Genomic DNA, 21608 nt, shown 5'->3' with positions numbered 1-21608 from the left:
GAATCTTCACCTGCTTCTATTCTATAATTTCCCTTATCCTGTATATTGGCTTTTTCTGGGATTCAAAATAGGTCCTGATTTGCATTTCTGCTATAAGGCCAAGGCTTAAAAGCTGTATTCCTGCTAAAATCAATAATACTCCCAGTATGAGAAGAGGCCTGTTAGCAAGAGAGGCTCCAAAAAAAATCTTTTCGAAGGAGAGATATGCGGATATGGCAAATCCCAGCAGAAAGGATATTGCTCCTATTTTCCCAAAAATCTGTATTGGGCGGGTCTGATATCTTCTTAAAAAGGAGACTGTAAAGAGGTCAAGTATAACATTAAGTGTCCTTGAAAGATTATATTTGCTTTTCCCGAATTTTCTTTCGTGATGATTAACAGGCATTTCTGTCACTATTGCACCTTCAAGGCTTGCAAGGGCAGGTATGAATCTGTGGAGTTCTCCGTACAAGGAGACATCCTTTATGACTTCAGTCTTATATGCTTTCAGGGTACATCCATAATCATGGAGTTTTGTTCCTGTTGCATAGCCGATTAACCAGTTGGCTATAAAAGACGGCAACTTGCGAGTAAGGAAAGTATCCTTTCTGTTTTTCCTCCAACCGCTGACCACGTCATAACCCTCATTAAGTCTGGATAGAAGGTTTGGTATATCTTCAGGGTCATTCTGCAGGTCTGCATCAAGGGTAATTATGATTTCTCCTTTTGCGTGGTCAAGTCCTGCGGCAATGGCAGCAGTCTGTCCGAAGTTTCTGCGAAAGCGTATGGCTTTAAAGTATGGGAAATTCCTGCATATCTCCCGCAATACTGTTTCACTGCTGTCTGTGGAACCGTCATCAACAAGTATCACCTCATATTTCTTATTGAGTTCCTGAAGAGATTTGTGCAGCCTGTCAGCAAGATGAGGGAGACTCTCTTCTTCATTGAAAACAGGTATAACAACAGAAAGATAAAGGGAGACATCAGGGATGTTATCAGAAATTCTGTTAGCCATAATTTTTGAATTTTACTAATAGATATAAGGTGAAGTCAAATGAATTTGTGACGGGGGTTTAAGAAGATTTTTGTTGACATCATATAATATATTCTCATATATTATGTAACAATATAAGGGGATTGATATGCCACCTGTAACTATTTATATAAGTGAAAAGGATATGGAGTTGATTGAGAAAATAAGGCATTATGCTGACCGAGAATTAAGGTCATTCAGCAATGTCTGCCTGCTTGCATTCAGGGAATTTCTTGAAAAGCATGCAGAAAAGATTGAGGCACAGAAAATCCTTCCTTTTGCTCAAAAGAATAATAAACAATGACAGAGAGATTTTTCAGATGCATTGAGTGTGATTTGGTAATATGTTTCACCCCTTATGATACCTACCCTGAATATGAATTCAGCAAAGAGGAAGAAGACTTTGTTGAAATTTATTCCAATGACAGGACTCATTTAATAATCAGGCACGCAAAACACAGCATTGAAGAGTTGATTGTTAACAGGGATTCAATGGTTTGCAACAGACCGCATATGAACCCGGTGAAAGAAAGCTATATGGAGGCAACAAACGGGAGAGAGGGCTTTGTCGTCCGGAGATGGAGAGAGAGCGTTAATGCTTCCTGCACCTACCAACTCATACACGGAAGAATAGAACTTAAAAACGAGAAGGCTGAAATTCAGGAAAAAGAGCTCAGAAAACAGATGGAATTTGAATTTAAGAAAATGCATAAAGAAAAAATAGATGCTTTTGTTTCAGCTTACGGGAAAATGGTTTCCGGTTTTAACTTAACCACGTTTGAGGATTATGCAGAAATATATGAGACTGATGATCCTTTGACAGGAATTGGGAAGCTGAATAAAAATACTATGAACGAGCTGGTAAAAATCTCAGAAAAGATATTTAGCCAGAATGAGCTTGAAAGCGTTAAAGAATTTATTGCAGGCAACAATGGTTTTGATGGTGTGATTACGCTGAAGGTTCAGAGAAAATTTGAAATCAGAAAAACTGAAAAGAAAATGGGCGAGATAGTGAAATTCCCTCCAAAAGAAGAACTGATAGACATCAGGAAGGTTGGAAAGCTCTGACTAACTCTTCATTCTTTGATGAAAAATGAAATAAGGATGAGGAAAAAAAGAATTATTGCACAGACTATGTAAGATGTCATAAAGAATGGCGAACTGCCAAAAAGTTCATGCAGCTTTATGCGGTTATGGAAAAACCCCCAGTACAGGAAAAAAACAAGAGAAACAGAAATACAATGTTTATCCTTACCAAACAACATAAATAATGAAATCAAGGCAACGCAGAAAGCCATCTGCCATAAAGGTATTCCTAATTCAATAGCCTTTAAAGCCTCTATATTCATAAAATACCTCCTTGTCTGAGATACCTCTGACGGGAATATGTTTTGATGGATTTTTAGAAAAATATCAAAATGGTTTTTTTGTGGCATTTAACGGGTTTATGTCGGAGATTAAAAGACTGTGAAAGGACTAATAAATCAGTCTAAAGGTTTCTTGCTTTTTCTTCCTTTTCAGCATCTGTCTTGCACTCAATACATAGAGTGGCAACAGGCCTTGCCTTGAGTCTTTTAATACCTATTTCTTTGCCGCAGACCTCGCATATGCCAAAGGTTCCGTTCTTTATCTGTTCCAACGCAAGCTCCATCTTTTTTATCAGCTTCTGTTCTCTTTCTTTAAGCCTTATGAAGAAGTTGCGGTCAGATTCTGCTGATGCCTGGTCACCGGGGTCAGAGTATGTCTCCAGCTCAGGATTCATAGTGCTATTTATTGCTGCCATTGCTTCTCTGATGAGGGTAGCCCTCTGTTCCTCTAAGATTTTTCTTATAGGCTCGTATTTGCCCGCTACTTCTTTTTTTTCTTTTTCGGGCTTTACCAGTTTTGCTGCTTTTGCTGCTTTGCCATGTTTTGCTGCTTTGCCATGTTTTGCTGCTTTGCCATGTTTTGCTGCTTTTACCGGCTTCGCCTTTTTCCGTTTTTTTGTTTTTGGCATATTTTTACTACCATAAAATAAATACAGCGCCACTCCATATAGCGCTGTCACTATTAGCAATAGTTTGATGACATGCTTATATTTTATTCTTATTTTTTATAACTTAGAGGCTTTTCTGTGTCAAGATAAAAAAATCAAATACTGATTTTCTTAAGGTTTTTATTGAAAATCTTAATTTTTAATATATATAGTATAAATAATGCTGCAGCGCTCCTGAGGGCATCAGGAATTCCCTGCAGGGTTGTTGGCGGAATAGTATATTCAGAATATTTCGGAGGGTTTTTGTATCACGTCTGGTGCGAGGCGTTTCTCGGAGAGTGGATTGATATTGACCCGACCTTTGGTCAGATGCCTGCAGATGCAACACATATTGTTTTTTTGAGGCAGAACGCGGAGAGGAATTAAAGCTTTTGCAGCTTCTCGGGAAGTTGAATGTGGATTTGGTGGAGATAGGGTATGATAAGGTGTGAAGAACTGATTGACAAAATAAATTCCTACATAAAGGGCAAAGACGGTTTTTTAATAAGGAAGGCTTACATCTTTTCAGCCAAGGTCCACAGAGACCAGCAGAGGATGTCAGGAGAGCCTTATTTTTTCCACCCCCTTGAAGTAGCAAACATACTTGCTGACCTCAGACTTGATATTCCCACAATTGCCGCAGGGATACTTCACGACACCATTGAGAACACTGAAGCAACCCTAAGCCAGCTCACTGAAATGTTTGGAGAGGAGATTGCGGCGCTTGTTGACGGTGTTACAAAAATAGGAAGGATTGAGTTCACTTCTTCAGAAGAACAGCAGTCTGAAAACTTCAGGAAGATGATTCTTGCAATGTCAAAGGACATAAGGGTTCTTCTTATTAAGCTTGCAGACAGGGTTCATAATATGAGAACCCTCGAGCACCTGCCTCATGAAAAACAGAGAATAATAGCAAAAGAGACTGCTGACATCTATGCGCCGCTTGCCAACAGACTTGGAATAGGGTGGATGAAATGGGAGCTTGAAGACCTGGCTCTCAGGTTTCTAAACTCTCAGGTCTATTATGAGCTTGCAAAAAAAATTTCAAAGAAAAGGAATGAGAGAGAAAAATATATTGAAGAGGTGAGGGGAATAATCCTTTCTCATCTTAAACAGGCAAACCTTGATATTGATGTTGCAGGAAGGCCAAAACATTTCAACAGTATTTACCAGAAAATGATTAAGCAAAATATTTCCTTTGATGAAGTCTATGACCTGCTTGGTTTCAGAATAGTAACAAAATCTGTGAGCGACTGCTATGCAACACTGGGCATTATTCATTCCATATGGACTCCTGTTCCGGGAAGATTCAAGGATTACATTGCAATGCCAAAGGCAAATATGTACCAGTCCCTTCATACTACTGTCATTGGTCCCAGTGGGCAGAGGATAGAGATTCAGATACGAACCAGCGAAATGAACAAGATTGCCGAGGAGGGTATTGCTGCACACTGGGTATACAAGGAGAAAGGAGAGATAGATAATATTCAGAGCGAGAGGTTTAACTGGTTAAGGCAGCTTATTGACTGGCAGGGTGATATGAAAGACCCAAGGGAATTTATGGAAGGGATTAAGATGGACCTCTTCCCTCAGGAGGTATATATCTTCACTCCAAAGGGAGATGTAAAGAGCCTTCCAAAAGGGGCAACCCCGGTTGATTTTGCATACAGCATCCATACTGATGTTGGTCACAGATGCGTTGGGACGAGGGTTAACGGAAAGATGGTTCCGCTGAGGGAGATTTTAAAAAGCGGTGATACAGTTGACATAATCACTTCACAGGTAAAACACCCGAGCAAGGACTGGCTCAAATTTGTTGTTACTCCGCGGGCAAAAAGCAAGATAAAGCAGTTCATCAAGGACGAGGAGGCGAATGAAAGCCTGAAGCTTGGGACTGAAATCTGCGAAAGGGAGTTCAAGAGATATAATCTCAATCCAACAAAACTTTTCTGTTCACAGGAATTTGTGAGGGTTTATGAAAACCTCGGGTTCCATAAAGCAGACCAGTTATTTACTGCCATCGGCTACGGAAGGCTTGCGCCATTTCAGATTGCAAGCAAATTCCTGCCAAAAGAGACTTTGCAGCAGCAGGAGGCAAAAAAAGAATCCCGCATAAGAAGCGCTCTGAAAAGAGTGATGGGCAGGAAAGAAGAAGGGATAAAAATTAAAGACCTTGATAATATACTTATACGGTTTGCAAAATGTTGCAACCCTGTTCCTGGTGATGAGATAAGGGGTTTTATCACAAGGGGAAGGGGAGTAACCGTTCACACTCGCAGTTGCCCTTTTATTAGCAAGATAGACATAGACCCTCAGAGGAGAATAGATGTTGAGTGGGACCTTGCAAAAGAGACAAAAAGACCTGTAAGGATTATTGTGGTTTCAACAGACAAGAAGGGAATTCTTGCAAAAGTCACCTCAGTCATAGCCTCAAACAACATAAACATTACTTCAGCGCAAATCAACACGAATGAGGATAAAAAGGCTACTATGGATTTTGTTCTCGAGGTTGGCAATGTCAAACAGCTTAACAAGACGATTAAAGATTTAAAGGGACTGAAAGAGATAACGCTTGTTGAAAGAGTTGGAGGGTGATAATTTTCTGTAGCTTGCAGGTTGACAAAGAATTCCCTTTTTGTCAGGGCTAAAGCCCTTCGCAATGACGAGCAAGGGACCTGCTCGCAATGACATTCTCGGTCAGCCAGCGTGCAGTGTGGGGTAGTTCGTTCAATAACTGAGGGCTGAAAGCTGATTGCTGAGAGCTTATTCATAAAGGAGGCAAAGGTGAAAAAAGATATTATCCAGACTGATACTGCGCCAAAGGCAATAGGTCCCTATTCGCAGGCTGTAAAGGTAGGTCCATGGCTTTTTACTTCTGGCCAGATTCCAATAGACCCAAAAAGCGGAGAGATAGTTCAGGGCGGAATAGAGAAGCAGACTGAAAGGGTTATGGAGAATATAAAGAATATTCTCATTTTCTCAGGAATGGACCTGAATGATGTTATTAAAACAACCGTGTATCTGAAGGAGATTAAGGAGTTTGCAAAATTCAATGAGGTCTTTGCAAGGTATTTCCAGATAAATCCTCCTGCAAGGGCAACAGTTGAGGTGTCAAGGCTTCCAAAGGATGTCGGGATTGAGATAGATGCAATTGCGTATAAGGATTGAAAATTTAGGATTCGAGGGTTCGAGGATTCAAGGGGTCGAGTGAAATGCTGAAGAATTATAAAGAATTAAAGGTCTGGCAGAAGTCCTATCAGATATGTTTAGATATTTATAGAATAACAAAAGATTTTCCAAAAGAGGAGAAATACGGTAGAAAATAAACCCTTGACCCCTCGAATCCTAGAACCCTTTTTAAACCTACAGGAGACAGATATGAAAATAGTTACTGCGCAGGAGATGAGAGAGATTGACAGAAAGGCTATTGAGGGATGGGGGATACCCGGAGTCATTCTTATGGAGAATGCCGGATTGAGCGTTCTCTCATGTATTGAAGAATATTTTGGGGATTTGAGGGGTCTGAGAGTTACGATTGTTGCAGGCAAGGGAAACAATGGCGGTGATGGCTGCGTTGTTGCAAGGCATATTAAAAACAGCGGAGGGGAGCCGCTGATAGTTCTCCTTGCTGAGAGAAAAAACATAAAAGGAGATGCAAGGATAAATCTTAAAACTGCAATCAAAGGCGGGATAGACGTCATCGAGGTTTCAGGCAAGGAGAGGTTTAGCTTAAAAGTTAAAAGAATTATTGAGGACAGCGACATAATAGTTGATGCAATATTTGGAACAGGGTTGTCTGAAGGGGTAAAAGGTTTTTACGGAGATGTCATAGAATACATCAACGGGCTGGAGATTCCGGTTGTCTCAATTGACCTTCCTTCAGGGATTTCCTCTGACACAGGCGAGATTATCGGTCCTTCAATTGCTGCAGACCTTACAGTTGCGCTCTGTCTTCCAAAGATTAGCCTTGTAAGCTACCCTGCTGCAAGATTTGCAGGGGTTGTTGAAATTGGGGATATCGGGATTCCTGTAAAAATCATAGATGAAAGCAGGATAAAGACCTTCCTGATAGAAGAAGAAGAGATTGCAGGGCTTTTAAAACCAAGAAGAGAGAATGCACACAAGGGGGATTTCGGGCATGTTCTTGTCATTGCAGGTTCAACCGGAAAAACAGGTGCAGCTACAATGACAAGCGAGGCTGCATTGAAGTCCGGCGCAGGGCTTGCAACCCTTGCAATACCTGAGAGCCTGAATCCAATTGTTGAGATGAAGCTAACAGAGGTGATGTCTCTTCCTGTTCCTGAAACATCTGAGAAGACTTTTTCAAAAAAGGCTGAGAAAATTATGCTGGAGTTTTCCAGAGGGAAAACAGTTGCTGTTATTGGTCCGGGTATTTCAACAAACACAGAAACCTGCGAGGTTGTCAGGAGTCTTATAAAAAAGCTTGATGTTCCGGTTGTTCTTGATGCTGACGGGATAAACGCTTTACAGGGTGATGCAAAAATTTTAAAATCTGCAAAAAAAGATGTTGTGATAACTCCACATCCCGGAGAGATGGGCAGGCTTTGCGGGCTTTCAGCAAAGGAGGTTCAAAAGAACAGAATTGAAGTTGCAAGAGATTTTGCAAGAGCAAACAGAGTTTATGTTGTTCTTAAGGGGAAAAATACAGTGGTAAGCGGACCTGACGGAACTGTTTTTGTTAATCTTACAGGCAATCCAGGAATGGCTTCAGGCGGGGCAGGGGATGTGTTAACCGGAATGATTGCAGGGTTTATCTCACAGGGGTTTTCTCCTATTGATGCAGCAAAGGCAGGAGTTTATCTTCACGGTCTAAGCGGTGACATAATGGCAGAGAAAAGAGGTGAGATGTCGCTCACAGCAATGGATATTCTTAAAGGAATTCCAGCGGCTATAAGAGAGATTCTTTCTCAGAAGAGCATGAAAATAGTCAGTCAAGGATAAGTTTCGCGGGAATGACAATATGAAAAATATACTCAAAAGCCACATGCGGAAGCACGGGGTTATTTGATCTCTCTCGGTCAGGTTTAAATGAACCCCGTTAGAAGTTTTAAAAACTTCTAACGGGGTGAACATAGTGTTTTCCAATAGCCACTTAGGATAGCATCATTTCTGCTTTCCCAAGTGTTGCATTTCATTGTTGAACCGGCGAAGGCTTGAATACGTTCCGTTAATGGACGGGGAAAAGGCTCTTTTCCCGGATTTCAAGTTTAAACTTTCCTTTTTATCAATTGTCTGTTAAAATAATCCGCATATAACAATTGCTGTGCAGAATGTTAAAAGGTAATCTCCGCTTTAAAAGTGTTTTTCTGTTTATTGCCTGAATGAAACAGATAAAAAGGAGAAAGCCGTGTATTTTGTCGGAGATATTTTTGTAAGCGAGGTATTAAAAAAGCCTGTCCTTGACAGGGCAGGTGAAGAGGTCGGCAGGATAACTGATTTTCTTGTAAGGACCGGCGAGGTCTTTCCAAGAATTGAATCAGTTGTAGTTACTTCAAAAAAAAGAAACCACATCCTCATACCTTTCGAGAACATAAACCTTTTCAACAAAAGAATCATTTCAGTAAAAAACTTTTTGAGCGAGCTTGCTGAGCAGAAGGCAAAAGAAGAAGACCTTCTGATATGCAGGGACCTTCTGGACAAGCAGATTGTTGATGTGTACGGGGTAAAGATTGTAAGGGTAAATGATATAAAGCTTGGTGATATTGAGGGGAATCTCTGTCTGATTGCAGTTGATGTGGGGTTTAGCGGGATTTTGCGCCGTCTCAGCATTGAGCATATCGGAAAGCAGCTGTGGGGGCTTTTTGGCTACAGCATTTCATCAAAGCTCATAAGCTGGAATTTTTTACAGCCGATTGAGCCGAAACTTACAAAACTTACACTGAGAATTACAAGACAGAAAATCTCCGAGCTTCACCCGTCAGATATTGCTCACATCATAAGCCAGGTGTCGTTGAACGGAAAGACCGCGCTTTTTAATTCTCTTGACCTTGAAAAAGCAGCAGAGGCTCTGCACGAACTTGAGCCCGGGACACAGGCAACAATCATAGACAGGATGGACGAGGAAAAGGCGTCTGATATTCTTGAACGGATGCATCCTGATGAAGCTGCTGACATACTCGGGGACCTGTCAGAAGAAAAGGCTCAGGAGCTTTTGAATAAGATGGAAAAGGAAGAAGCAGAGGATGTTCAGGAACTCCTTGAGCACGAGGAAGATACAGCAGGAGGCCTGATGACAACTGAATATCTGGGATTCACAGGAGATATGACTGTCAGTGATGTTTTCAAAAACCTGCGCCTGATGTCTCCTGATGTGGAGATGATTTATTACATTTACATCATTGACGACATTGAGCATCTTCTTGGGGTGCTTTCGATGAAGGATTTGATTCTTGCCAGCCCGATGGCAATTATTTCAGAGATTATGAGAACCAAGATTAAAACAGTGAGCCCTGGAACAGACCAGATGAAGGTTGCAGAGCTTATCTCAAAATACAACCTCTATGCTGTTCCTGTTGTTGATGAAGAGAATAAAATGCTTGGCATAGTAACAGTTGATGACATTGTTGACCTTTTGCTCCCTCCATCTTCAAGAAAGAAACGGCAGCGGACGTGAAAATACAAAGCGAACATATTCCCGGCAGCTTGTTGCAGGAAAATAGAATATGAAACTGAAAATATTTTCAAGGCTGAGAAGAAACAAGTTCATAATATTTCTGGCAATACTTGGTCCCGGAATCATTGCATCAAATGCTGGCAATGATGCAGGAGGGATTGCAACTTATTCCATTGCCGGAGCCCGTGAGGGGCTCAGGTTTTTGTGGCTTCTGTTTCTAATAACATTCATTCTTGCAATTGTGCAGGAGATGTCAGCAAGGATGGGAGTGGTGACAGGAAAGGGGCTTGCAGACCTGATAAGGGAGAGGTTTGGAGTGAAAATAACTCTTTTATCAATGCTCCTTCTTCTTTTTGGAAACCTTGCAGTGACAATTTCAGAATTTGCAGGGATTGCCGCTTCCCTTGAGCTTTTTGGAGTGAGCAGGTATATTTCCGTTCCCCTTGGTGCGCTGCTGATATGGGCGCTCGTTGTCAAGGGGAGCTATAGAGGTGTTGAAAGGGTAATGCTTTTTTTTTGCATTATTTATGCCTCATACATTGTTTCAGGAATTCTTGCAAAACCGCAATGGCTCCACATTATGTCACAGCTTGTTACCCCGAATTTCAGGTATGACCCCAAATTCATAAATCTTTCCATAGCGGTAATAGGAACAACCATTGCTCCGTGGATGCAGTTCTATCTTCAATCAGCAGTTGTTGACAAGGGAATAAAGGTTGAGGAATATAAGTATGCAAAAGTGGATGTTTACTTAGGCTCTTTTGTCACAGACTTCATTGCATTTTTTATAGTTGTTGCAGCAGCTACGACTCTCTATGCTAATCAGGTGGATATAAATTCCGCTTCGGATGCAGCCCTTGCACTAAAACCTCTTGCCGGAGAGTACTGTTTTATCCTTTTTGGAATAGGGCTTTTAAATGCTTCAATACTTTCAGCAATAATCCTCCCGCTCACCACAGCCTATGCTCTGTCTGAGGCTTTTGGATGGGAATCAGGGATTGGCAAGAAATTCAGCGAGGCGCCTCAGTTTCTGAGCTTTTACACTGTTTTCATAATCATAGGGGCATTTTTTGTTATTGTTCCAAGTTACAACTTGATTACGATAATGTTCTTTGCGCAGACGGTTAACGGAATACTCCTTCCAATAATTCTATTCATAATGCTCAGGCTTATCAATGACAGGCAGATAATGGGAGAGCATGTGAACAGCAGGTTCTCCAATATTCTTTCAGGAGGAACAGCGATAATGCTGGTTATTCTTACTATTCTTCTTATTGTCAGCACATTCAAGCCAGACCTTTTCTGATTTATGAAAAATAGTTGTAATTTTCATTACAGAAAATCTATACGATTGAAAGGGTATGATTATTCAAACAGCGGTATATATTTTATTACTATTTGCACAAAAGACAGAGAATTATATTTTAAAAAATTTTCAGAATTAAAAGAAATCCTGAAACAGCAATGGCAGAAAATACCAGAAAAATTTTTTAATATCCAATTGGATGAATTTATCATTATGCCAAACCATATACATGGAATAATAACTGTAGGGGCAACCCTTGCGGTTGCCCAAAAGAAGAGGGCAGGCGCAAGACCTGCCCCTACAATTGGTGAAATCATTGGAAGATTTAAATCATCATGTGTTAATGATTGGATAAAATATATTGACGAAAACAAATTAAATTTGAATGGCAAATTCTGGCAACGGAATTATTATGAACATATTATCAGGAATGAGAATGAATTAAATAAAATAAGGGAATACATACAGAACAATCCATTAAAATGGCATCTTGACAGAGAGAATCAAGAGAAAACAGGGAATAATCCGTTAGAGGATGCAATTTTTAAATGTAGCTGAAAAAAACTTTTATGGCAGACAATATTTCTTCTTTTCTGTTCATTAAATAAATCTTTTTCCTTAACTGACAGCTATCCTGAAACCCCTTTGTGTACCATGCGATATGTTTTTTTATCAGGTCTGTTCCTCTTCTTTGCCCCAGGAATTCAATTGAGAGGTTGAAGTGGTCAATTATGGTTTTTTCAATCTCTGTCTTCAAGGGTTCATCAGGAATTTTTCCGGAATCAAGATATTCCCTTATTTCCCTGAATATCCATGGCCTTCCCATTGAACCCCTCCCAACCATTGCCGCGTCACACCCTGTTTCCTCAAACATTCTCCTGGCATCAAGGCAGGTGTTAATGTCCCCGTTTCCAATTACAGGAATTTTTATTTTCTGTTTTATTTTTCTTATCAGAGACCAGTCGCTCCTGTCGCTGAACATCTGCTCTTTTGTCCGCGGGTGGATTGTGATGGCATCCACTCCCTCATCTTCTGCAATCAGCGCGATTTCAAGCGCATTTATGTTTTTGGAGTTCCATCCTGAACGGATTTTTATTGTAAGAGGCAGAGAGACAGCCTTGCGAACCTTTTTCAAAATCTCTTTTATCTTTTCAGGGTCTTTCATCAGTGCCACGCCTGAGCCGGATTTTATTACCTTCCTGACAGCACATCCCATATTTATATCAATTCCATCAGGCTTCAGTTCCTGAACGATTCTTGCAGCCTCAGCAACGGAGTCAGGGTTTGAGCCGAAAATCTGGAAGATTATTGGCTTTTCTTCAGGAGCTGTTCTTAGAATGTCAAAGGTCTTTTTCCCATCCCTTATCAGGGCTTCAGAACTTGAAAGCTCTGAGAACACGAGTGTGGCACCAAACCTTTTTGCAATGAGGCGGAATGGCAGGTTTGCGATTCCTGCCATTGGCGCAAGAAATATATTTCCTGATAATTTTAAGCTCCCAATTTTTATTTCTGATACTGGCATAAAAATCCTTCAACATAGTCCCTGTCACATCTTTTAACCATTTTTAAAATTTCTTGACTCAGTGAAATTTTCTATAGTAACCTATAGCAGAGGTTTCAAAGATAACAAAGTAAATTCAGGATTTTTTTATGGAGGATATGTATGTTCAAAAAGTTTTTCCTGATTTCAACCTGCCTGTTTTTTTCTGTTCTTGCCGGACTTGCCAGCGCTGACATCGACATCTACAAGCTTCCAAATGATGCCGGGAAATTATCAATAAACGGAGAAGTGAGGTTCAGGTATGAGTACAATGACTGGTTTGCTACGCAGGCAAGTTCTGCAAATAATGACTACTGGTTCATGTTTAACCGCACAAGGCTTGGATTGAAATTTGATTCAAAATACATAAGCGCCTATGTTCAGGGACAGTATGTGCACCTTATTCACCTTCCTGATGACGGGATTGCTCCTGCTCCTGCAGGCGCATTGGGAGTTGGTCCGACCTATTATGCAAGCAATACAAGCCAGGGTAAAAGCCCGCACGGACTGGTATTGCGCAGCGCATACATTGATCTCAAAAATGTTTTTGACAGCGGTGTTTCAACAAGGCTGGGAAGGTTTGATTACAGCGATGGGCTTGAGGTCATAACTGATGACCCAAAAATTATGTGGGTGAAAAGAAACAGGGTGGGAGAAAGGCTCATAGGTGCTTTCGGGTATTCTGCAGTAACAAGAGCCTTTGACGGGTTTCAGGTTGGTTATGATAACAGCACTATGAACCTTACTGTGATGGGTTCACATCCGACACAGGGAGGCTTTGAGATAAACGCTTCAAAGGATATGGAAGATATAAAGCTTTTAAGCACATCTCTTACTGTGAAAAAATCCGCACTGGTTCCAAACGGGGAAGAGAGGCTCTTTTACATCTACTATAAGGATGACAGGTCAAAGGTTCCAAGGGTTGATAATACAGGTCTTGTCTCAGACAATGCTGATATTGAGATAAACACTTTTGGCGCTAACTTTGTTGGTGCTTATGATTTCGGACCCGGACAGGTTGATGTGATGGCATGGGGAGCAGTTCAGTTTGGCAGATGGTATCAGCAGGACCACAAGGCTTTTGCAGCAACTGCAGAGGCAGGTTATCAGTTCACAAAAGTTCCGTGGAAGCCATGGCTCAGGGTTGGTTATTTTGTAGGGTCTGGGGATAACGATACCAATGACGGGGACCACGAGACATTTTTCCAGCTATTGCCCACTGCAAGGTCCTATGCCAGATTTCCTATATTCAATATGATGAACAATGAAGACACCTCAGGAATGCTGATAATTAAACCGCTTGATAACCTGACAGTCAGGTCAGATTTTCATTTGCTTCGTCTGAAAGAGAAGAATGACCGCTGGTACTCAGGCGCAGGCGCAACACGTGAGGGAGGAATGATTTTCGGATATGCAGGAAGGCCAAGTAATAATAAGAAAGACCTTGGCAAACTTCTTGATGTACAGGTTGACTATGATATCTTTAAGTTTCTGACTCTCACAGCCTACTATGCGCACTTCTTTGGCGACAGGGTTGTACAGAAGATATTCACCGAAAAGAATGATGCAGATTTTATGTATTTTGAAACAGTGTTTAAGTTTTAATGGTGCAAGATTTTTTTCATCTTCCTGAACACCTCAAGAACATGTTCAAGATCTTTTGCAGTGTGGTTTGCCATTGGAGTAACCCTGAGACGCGATTTGCCGTTCGGAACAGTCGGCGGACGGATGCCCGGGATAAAGATTCCGTTGTCATATAAATAGCTCATTGCCTTCATTGTTTTTCTCTCGCTTCCAAGCAGTACGGGTATTATCTGGGTTTTTGTGTTCATAGTGTCATAACCCATAGAATCAAACCCTGCTTTCAGGAAATTTACATTCCTCCAGAGTTTCTCCTTAAAGTTAAGGTTGCTCTCTATTGTTTCAATTGCAGCAATTGACGCTGCAAGCGATGACGGAGGAAGGCCTGTTGAATAGATGAAGCTCCTTGCCCTGTTAATCAGGTAGTCGGTGAGCTTTCCTGAACCTGCAATGAAACCGCCAATGCTTCCAAGAGCCTTGCTCAGAGTTCCCATATAAATGTCAATTTTTCCTTCTATGCCGAAATATTCTGCTGAGCCTCTTCCATTCTTTCCAAGAACTCCTGTTGCGTGGGCATCGTCGACCATAAGTATGGCATTATATTTTTCAGAAAGCTCAAGGATTTCGGGCAGGGGCGCAAGGTCGCCGTCCATGCTGAAAATGCTGTCCGTGATTATAATGCGCTTCTGATATTTTTTTGCTTCCCCGAGCCCTTTTTCAAGGACTTTAAGGTTTTTGTGCGGATAGATTAAGGTTTCAGCCCTACTAAGACGGCATCCGTCAACAATGCTTGCGTGGTTGAGTTTATCTGAAAAAATTATATCATTTTTTCCTGCAAGGCTTGAAATAGTTCCAATATTTGCAGCATAGCCGGATGAAAAAACAAGAGAGGATTCACATCTTTTAAAACCAGCGATTTTTTTTTCAAGCGAATTGTAAAGAGCTGTGTTCCCTGAGATTAGACGTGAGGCTCCTGAGCCTGTGCCGTATTTTTTTAAAGCCTCAACAGATTTTTTTTTGATGTAGGGGTGGTTTGCAAGGCCGAGGTAATTGTTTGACGAGAGGAGAAGGAATCTTTTCCCTTCGATTATTACTTCCGGGGACTGTGGACTCTCAACTGCCCTCAGTACTCTGTGAAGATTATCTTTTTTAAGACGGAAAAGTTCCTTATCAAGATAATAAGTCAGGCGTTCAAAGTGCCTTGAGTTTAAGTTTAAGGTTTCAAGCTTCATGCTGTATGGTAATAAAGATTTTACTCAATTATAAAGTATATTCTAAGTTTATCCTCTACAACTTACAACTTAATCTTTTATAGAATATTTTAAAAGTAATAAAATGTCATTGCGAGGAGCAAAGCGACGTGGCAATCTCACCTTATAGTCTTCAGCACTCAGCTATCAGCTTTTTGTTAAGATTGCGGAGTTTATCCCGAGCGAGATTGCCTGCCTACCGTCAGGCAGGCTTCAGGGCTAAAGCCCTTCGCAATGACGAGCGAGGGACCTGCTTGCCTGCCTGCGGTAGGCAGGCAATGACAGTGGATAAGTTTTTCTATATCCTATTAAATGCTGGAGCTTTTATCAGTAGTCAAAAAAAAGATATTTTCTCCATTCTTTGTTGTGGTTGCCAATGTTCCTGATTATCTGAAGATAGATTGGCAGGTTTGGGGTTTTTGGTTTTTTCAAAAGGAACATCTGAGCCTCTTCGGGTGTTTTATTTCCTTTTTTCTTGTTGCAGGGAATGCAGGCGCTTACAACGTTGTCCCAGCTGTTCCATCCACCCTTTGATTTTGGGAGAACATGGTCAATTGTCAGTTCCTTTGGCTTGAACTGGTCCCTGCAGTAGTGGCAGGTGTAGTTGTCGCGGAGGAATATATTTTTCCTGCTGAATGTGATGAGCTTGTAAGATATCTTGATATATCTGTTGAGCCTTATCACTGCTGGCACTTTCACAGTGGTTGATGGAGAACGATAAATTCTGTTTGTATATTCCTCAGGAGTTGCAACACCGCCTAAAACAAGAACAATTGCTCTCCTGACATCACAGATATTGATGGCTTCGTAACTTGTGTTTAATACAAGAACCGAATTGTTTGAAAAATAATGATACATAGCAGTTTTTTGAAAAAATTTATTAGCAAACCAGAAAATATTTTGCAAGCTTTTTTTCTTATGGACAGCAAAAAGCTTCCATTCTTTCTTTTATTTCTTTGGCTGGAGCTTCAATATCATCGCCTTTTAAATCAATCCATACAACATCAGGTTGTGCTTTAAACCATGTGAGTTGTCTTTTTGCGTAGTGCCTGGCGTTTTTTTTAATCAAGTTGATTGTTTCAGACAAATTATACTTACCATTAATATATCCAATCATTTCTTTATAGCCGAGGCTTTTAAGTGAGTTTAAATCATAACTATAACCCATTTCAAGCAAGTTTCTGACTTCTTCTTCAAACCCGGTTTCAATCATTTTATCAACCCTCGCTTCTATCCTTTTATTCAGTTCTTCTTTCTCTCTCCTGAGGCAAAAGTACAGGTATTTGTATCTAGGCTTTCTGAATCCGTGTTGGCTCTGGAAAAAGGAAGTCGGTTTGCCTGTTATGAGAAACACCTCAAGCGTCCTTAATATTCTCTGAGTGTCTGTTGGCTTTATTTTTTGTGCACTCAGAGGGTCAGTCTGCTTTAATTCAGAATAAAGGTTTTCAATTCCTGATGACTTTACTTTTAATTTTAAGTCATTTCTGATTTTTAAATCTTTTGGAGGTGAATGGAAAAGTCCAAAAATTAAAGCCTTTATATAAAGCCCTGTCCCGCCAACTATCAGAGGAAATTTTTTTTCTTTTAAAAGATTTGCAATAACATTATCAGTTTCTTCAACATATCTACCTGCATCATACTGTTCATCAGGGTCAACTATGTCTATCAGATGATGTTTGATTAGTTTCCTATCATTTAAAGATGGTTTTGCTGTACCAATATCAAGATATCTGTAAACCTGCATTGAGTCGGCATTTACTATTTCAAGGTCAAGTTTTCTGACAACTGATAATGCAATCTGAGATTTTCCTGATGCAGTGGGGCCTGAGATTATAATAATGCTTTTGTCGGAAGGGTTCAAAAATTTCCCCGTCCCCCCTTTAGAAAAGGAGGGCAAGGGGGGATTAGAGTTATTCTTATACATTTTACTTAACCCACAGAATCTTAATTAGCTCGTTGACTGATTTTTGATAATCTTGGTTTCTTAAGTGCATCAAAAACTGAAATAATAAAAAAAATAAAGGCTACAAAGCTCATTGGATAAAAAAGATATTTTATGCCGTAATAATCAATAAACCTTCCGGTAACTAACGGACCAATTATACTACCTAAACCATAAGAAAAAGAAAAAGCGGAGTTTGCCGCACCAATCTTATTCTTTGGAATGAGGTCAGCAATTAATGCAAGAGCAACAGGGTAAAGTCCTCCTGCGATAAAACCAACCCCTGAGATAAGTAAGATTATAGAAACAAAACCATTTAAAACGTTAAATAAAAAAATTGTTACAGCCAGTAAAAATGAGAAGATATATATGGTGGGAAATTTTCCAAATCTATCTGCAAACCTTCCGGAAGGGATTGGAGAAACCATTGCTCCAATGGCAAAGACTGTGAATACTATACCCAAATATGTTCCTTTTATGTTCATTGAGTCCAAATACAAAGAGAGAAATACTCCTATGCAGACTTCTACAAAAGCATAACACATTGCTGCAGCAATTGGAATTTTTAGTGCATTGAGAAAATCTTTGAAGCTATATATCTTGCTCTGCACTTCAATTTTTGTATCCTTAAAATAGAGTAAATTTATTAATGCTGCCAAAATGAATGAGGTGGAACATAAAAAGAATGGGAGATATATATTGATTGAATAGAGTGTTGCACCAATAGCCGGGCCCCCGGCAAATCCAAGTCCGAATACCAAAGCATAATAACTGGTATTTTTTGCCCTATTCTCAGGAGAGGAAAGTATGTTTATGGCAGATTCTGTGGCAACAAAAAGGGATGCTGTGCTTATACCATGCAAAGCACGGATAATGTAAAAAGCATTAACAGTCTTTACATATGGTACAAACATTATACTTACAGCATAGGATAATAATCCAATAAACATAATTTTTTTTGAGCCTATCTTATCAACTTTTTTCCCACAGAAGGGGGTTAAAATAGTAAAAAACAGAAAATATGTTGCGCCTATTTGTCCTATACTTGCGAGAGATGAACCGGTATTTTTTATAATCAAAGGAATAAGTGGAGTAACAAAGCTCATTCCAAATCCCATGAGAAGAACTGTTAGCAATATTGGGAGTAGACCTTTATCCAGTTTTAATGATGCCATGTTGAAATGTTAGAATGTTCTAAAGTTAGCATGTTAAAATGTTACAAAGTTTGAATGTTGGAATGTTGGCATGTTATGTGTTGGAGTATTTTTTTAAGTATTGAATAAATTTACCAATCAGATTTGATACGTAAATGCATTTTTGCAAGACTTCATTATATTGGCTTTCATCAAAATAATTAAGTTTCCTACCTAAATACAGTAAAGTTCTTACTTCTCCTGCTGAACCTTTGGCAATGTAAAGAAAATAAATGAATTCTTTTTTTGTTTGCCTTTCAAATCCTTCAGCAATATTTGATGCAATTGAAACAGATGCTCTTTGAATTTGCTCTTTTAACCCGTAGTTCTTGGAAAATCTTTCAAGTTTTGTTATTTTATAAATTATTTCTGCTAGACTACAAGCTTCTTTCCATGCTTCTATTTCCTCAAATCTTTCAATTTTCCCCATTTCTTCTTGACTTTCTAACATGCCGACATTTAAACTTTTAAATATTCAAGCATTCAAACATTTTAACATGCAACATTCCAACAATCATCTGTTCACTTCCCATATCATATGGGAGAGTTCAGGAAGGATTAATTTGTTCATTGCAAGCTTTACAGCGCTTTCTGACCCCGGCAATGAAATTATTATCTTTTTATTCAAAACTCCTGCACACGCTCTGCTCATAATGGCAGATGAACCGATTTCTATATAACTTAAATAACGAAAAAGTTCTCCGAAGCCCGTCAAGCGTTTTTCTAAAATGGCATCAACTGCTTCAAATGTTGAATCTCTAGAAGATATGCCTGTGCCACCATTTATTATTATAGCTTCAACATCCACTTCCAATGATTCATTTCTTGCAAATTCGCAGACAAGATTTGGTTCATCTTTTAAAATCACATAGCCAATAACATTGTGTCCATTTATTTTCAAAATGTCTGATATAAATTTACCGCTTTCATCTGTATCAGGAGTTCTTGAATCACTTACAGTAATTATAAAGCATTTAACAGAATTTTTAGCTTTCTCTTTATGGTCTTTATGTCCCATAAAGGACTCCTTATCAAAACTCTAATAATCAAAATTCAAAACAGTTTAGAACATTTGAATTTAGTGGTTCGACAAACTCACCATGCTGAGCAAAGTCGAAGCATTGTTTAGGATTTAGGATTTTTTATAAAATAACAAATACTATAATCGATAGCAAGCAGAATTTGGGAAGGGCAAGCTTATCTTCTGAGGAATCTTTTTTCGATTTCGGTGATCTTCAGTTCAAATATTGCTGGTCTTCCATGTGGACAAAAATCAGAAAATTTTATTCTTTCCATTTCTTTTAGAAGAAATTTCATTTCATCAATTTCCAGTTTCTGGTTTGCTTTCACAGCGCTGTGGCAGGCAATTGATTTCAGAATGGAATCTTCAAATACACGCATGTTTTCCTTTCTGCTGTAAGAACTCAAATCGTCAATTAAAGCAAGAATAGCTGATTTTGCATATTTTTCATCAAGAAGAGAAGGAATGCTTTTTATTATAATTGTGTTTGCTCCAAATTCTTCTACCTCAAAACCACAAGCCAAAAGGTTTTTTTTGTGTTCGTTAATAAGATGTTTGTCACGAAAGCTTGTATCTATGGTAAGAGGAAAAAGCAGGGGTTTGACTTCCAAACTATTTTCAAGAACCTGTTTTTTTAAATTAAAATATAATATTCTCTCATGCGCTGCGTGCTGGTCGACAAATACTAATGAATCACTGGATTCTGCAATAATAAAAGAATTTTTTATCTGTCCTAATATTCTTAAATCTAAAAGTGAAATATATGGCAGAAGATTGGAGTTGTTGTATCCATTTTTTGATTCTTCTGTCCTTAAATATTCTTTAGGCTCAACAGGGAAATATTTGTTTAGAATTTCAGAAACATTGTTATTTTGCTTATCAAAGGTTATTTTCTGAAAAAGGTCTGATTCTTTATCGAAAGATATAAATTCAGGATATTCCTTTGGTGCAATAAATTCTTTTCTGCTCACAAAAGATTTTACAAGTCTGTTTTTATCCAAGGTTTCAGATATTGTTTTTGAAATCAGAGAGTGAATTTTCTGAGGCTTTGCAAATTTTATTTCAACTTTTGCAGGATGAGTGTTAACATCTATTTGTGATGGCTCTATTTTGAGAAACAGGAAGACAGAAGGATACTGCTCTCTTGGTATAATCGATTTATATCCTTCCATAATAGCATGAAATATTGTTCTATCCTTTATGCTTCTACCGTTTACAAATATATACTGGTCTGTTCTTGAGTTTCTCAATAAGTCTGGTTTAGATATGTATCCTTCAAGTACAGTGGTTTCATCTTCTGATTTAATCTGTAATAAATTTTCTGAAAATTCATTTCCGAAGATAAATTTGATTCTGGTTATAATATTCTCTGACTTCTGAAGATTTATCATTTCTCTGTCATTATGGGAAAAGCAGAAAGAGATGAGAGTATTAGACAGCGAAAGGCGCACAATCGTGTCATTGATATTGTTTAATTCAGTAGTAGCTGATTTTAAAAATTTCAGCCTTGCGGGGGTATTGTAAAAAATATTTCTTACTTCTATCTCCGTTCCTTCAGAAATTCCGGTTTTTGAAACACTGATGATTTTGCCACCGTCAGCATCAATTTTTGTTCCGCTTTCATAATTTTTTGTGCGGGTTTTTAATGTTAACTGTGATACAGAAGCTATGCTTGGAAGGGCTTCACCTCTGAAACCGAGAGTGCTGATGTGGTCAAGATCTTTCTCTTCGTTTATTTTACTTGTAGCATGTCTTTCAAGAGAAAGAAGAGCATCAGACTCGCTCATTCCGATTCCATTATCAACAACTTTTATTGATCTTTTGCCGCCATCTTTTATGAAAACAGAGATTTCAGCGCTTGAAGCATCTATTGAGTTTTCAACGAGCTCTTTTACAACTGAGGATGGTCTTTCTATAACCTCTCCTGCCGCGATTTTGTTGACTAAGTTATTTGGAAGAATATGTATGAGATTAACCATGCTTAAAAGAAAATTAACAAGAGGGATTTTATTTGTCAAATACAAAGTAAGACTTTAGATTTGTATTGATTCAAACAATTAATAGATTATATATTCTAAAATATTTAAAACATTAAACTTTTTAAGAATTTTAAAA

Annotated in this window: 21 protein-coding genes; 10 read left to right on the top strand and 11 right to left on the bottom strand. The window is 39.1% G+C overall.

Annotation, left to right across the window (positions count from 1 at the left end; translation table 11 throughout):
• Positions 1-16: 16 nt before the first annotated feature.
• A complete protein-coding gene (locus A3H37_02075; protein ID OGL50612.1) occupies positions 17-994 on the bottom strand; it encodes a family 2 glycosyl transferase in 978 nt (325 codons plus the stop codon).
• A 127-nt stretch (positions 995-1121) separates the two neighbouring features.
• Between A3H37_02075 and A3H37_02070 the strand changes: the two genes are divergently transcribed.
• Together A3H37_02070 and A3H37_02065 are read left to right on the top strand one after the other, a co-directional pair.
• Positions 1122-1316, top strand: a complete 195-nt coding sequence (locus A3H37_02070; GenBank protein OGL50611.1) for a hypothetical protein — start codon at positions 1122-1124, stop codon at positions 1314-1316.
• Positions 1313-2080, top strand: coding sequence for a hypothetical protein (locus tag A3H37_02065; protein ID OGL50610.1), 768 nt, complete (start codon positions 1313-1315; stop codon positions 2078-2080). The genes A3H37_02070 and A3H37_02065 overlap by 4 nt, the downstream gene beginning before the upstream one ends.
• Before the next feature lie 8 nt (positions 2081-2088).
• On the opposite strand, the gene A3H37_02060 is transcribed toward A3H37_02065, so the two are convergent.
• On the bottom strand, positions 2089-2361 hold the full coding sequence (locus tag A3H37_02060; protein OGL50609.1) for a hypothetical protein: 273 nt from the start codon (positions 2359-2361) through the stop codon (positions 2089-2091).
• A 140-nt stretch (positions 2362-2501) separates the two neighbouring features.
• Positions 2502-2894: an RNA polymerase-binding protein DksA gene (locus A3H37_02055; protein OGL50640.1), complete on the bottom strand. Its 393-nt coding sequence runs from the start codon at positions 2892-2894 to the stop codon at positions 2502-2504.
• A gap of 276 nt (positions 2895-3170) precedes the next feature.
• On the opposite strand from A3H37_02055, the gene A3H37_02050 reads away from it, so the two are divergent.
• The 7 genes from A3H37_02050 (at position 3171) to A3H37_02020 (ending at position 11524) form a co-directional block, all read left to right on the top strand.
• Positions 3171-3413, top strand: coding sequence for a hypothetical protein (locus tag A3H37_02050; protein ID OGL50608.1), 243 nt, complete (start codon positions 3171-3173; stop codon positions 3411-3413).
• A 51-nt stretch (positions 3414-3464) separates the two neighbouring features.
• The gene (locus A3H37_02045) at positions 3465-5621 is read left to right on the top strand and encodes a GTP pyrophosphokinase (protein ID OGL50607.1); all 2157 of its coding nucleotides are present in this window, start codon (positions 3465-3467) and stop codon (positions 5619-5621) included.
• Between the two features lie 189 nt (positions 5622-5810).
• Positions 5811-6194 (top strand): hypothetical protein, encoded by a 384-nt coding sequence (locus tag A3H37_02040; GenBank protein OGL50606.1) that lies wholly within the window; start codon positions 5811-5813, stop codon positions 6192-6194.
• Positions 6195-6404: 210 nt separating this feature from the next.
• Positions 6405-7988: a hypothetical protein gene (locus A3H37_02035; GenBank protein OGL50605.1), complete on the top strand. Its 1584-nt coding sequence runs from the start codon at positions 6405-6407 to the stop codon at positions 7986-7988.
• Positions 7989-8412: 424 nt separating this feature from the next.
• The gene (locus A3H37_02030) at positions 8413-9660 is read left to right on the top strand and encodes a magnesium transporter MgtE (protein ID OGL50639.1); all 1248 of its coding nucleotides are present in this window, start codon (positions 8413-8415) and stop codon (positions 9658-9660) included.
• 49 nt (positions 9661-9709) lie between these two features.
• A complete protein-coding gene (locus A3H37_02025; GenBank protein OGL50604.1) occupies positions 9710-10966 on the top strand; it encodes an Mn transporter in 1257 nt (418 codons plus the stop codon).
• A gap of 3 nt (positions 10967-10969) precedes the next feature.
• Positions 10970-11524: a hypothetical protein gene (locus A3H37_02020; GenBank protein ID OGL50603.1), complete on the top strand. Its 555-nt coding sequence runs from the start codon at positions 10970-10972 to the stop codon at positions 11522-11524.
• Here A3H37_02020 and A3H37_02015 read toward each other — a convergent pair.
• A complete protein-coding gene (locus A3H37_02015) occupies positions 11511-12473 on the bottom strand; it encodes a tRNA dihydrouridine synthase DusB (protein ID OGL50638.1) in 963 nt (320 codons plus the stop codon). The genes A3H37_02020 and A3H37_02015 overlap by 14 nt on opposite strands.
• A gap of 156 nt (positions 12474-12629) precedes the next feature.
• Here A3H37_02015 and A3H37_02010 point away from each other — a divergent pair, with 156 nt between their 5' ends.
• On the top strand, positions 12630-14111 hold the full coding sequence (locus A3H37_02010) for a hypothetical protein (protein ID OGL50602.1): 1482 nt from the start codon (positions 12630-12632) through the stop codon (positions 14109-14111).
• On the opposite strand, the gene A3H37_02005 is transcribed toward A3H37_02010, so the two are convergent.
• From A3H37_02005 to A3H37_01975, 7 genes are all read right to left on the bottom strand, one after another.
• Positions 14108-15274, bottom strand: coding sequence for an 8-amino-7-oxononanoate synthase (locus A3H37_02005; GenBank protein ID OGL50637.1), 1167 nt, complete (start codon positions 15272-15274; stop codon positions 14108-14110). The genes A3H37_02010 and A3H37_02005 overlap by 4 nt on opposite strands.
• 390 nt (positions 15275-15664) lie before the next feature.
• Positions 15665-16195, bottom strand: a complete 531-nt coding sequence (locus tag A3H37_02000; protein ID OGL50636.1) for a hypothetical protein — start codon at positions 16193-16195, stop codon at positions 15665-15667.
• Between the two features lie 58 nt (positions 16196-16253).
• A complete protein-coding gene (locus A3H37_01995; GenBank protein OGL50601.1) occupies positions 16254-17198 on the bottom strand; it encodes a tRNA (adenosine(37)-N6)-dimethylallyltransferase MiaA in 945 nt (314 codons plus the stop codon).
• Positions 17199-17281: 83 nt separating this feature from the next.
• Positions 17282-18397 (bottom strand): hypothetical protein, encoded by a 1116-nt coding sequence (locus tag A3H37_01990; GenBank protein OGL50600.1) that lies wholly within the window; start codon positions 18395-18397, stop codon positions 17282-17284.
• Between the two features lie 130 nt (positions 18398-18527).
• Positions 18528-18902 (bottom strand): hypothetical protein, encoded by a 375-nt coding sequence (locus A3H37_01985; protein OGL50599.1) that lies wholly within the window; start codon positions 18900-18902, stop codon positions 18528-18530.
• Between the two features lie 84 nt (positions 18903-18986).
• Complete coding sequence (locus A3H37_01980; protein OGL50598.1) at positions 18987-19490, bottom strand: molybdenum cofactor biosynthesis protein; 504 nt, start codon at positions 19488-19490, stop codon at positions 18987-18989.
• A 179-nt stretch (positions 19491-19669) separates the two neighbouring features.
• Positions 19670-21517, bottom strand: a complete 1848-nt coding sequence (locus tag A3H37_01975) for a hypothetical protein (protein OGL50597.1) — start codon at positions 21515-21517, stop codon at positions 19670-19672.
• Positions 21518-21608: the final 91 nt, after the last annotated feature.

It is taken from the genome of Candidatus Schekmanbacteria bacterium RIFCSPLOWO2_02_FULL_38_14 (assembly GCA_001790855.1).
Lineage (GTDB): Bacteria > Schekmanbacteria > GWA2-38-11 > GWA2-38-11 > GWA2-38-11 > 2-02-FULL-38-14-A.
The sequence above is the reverse complement of the archived record's forward strand: the minus strand, read 5'-3'. Positions and strand labels throughout refer to the sequence as shown.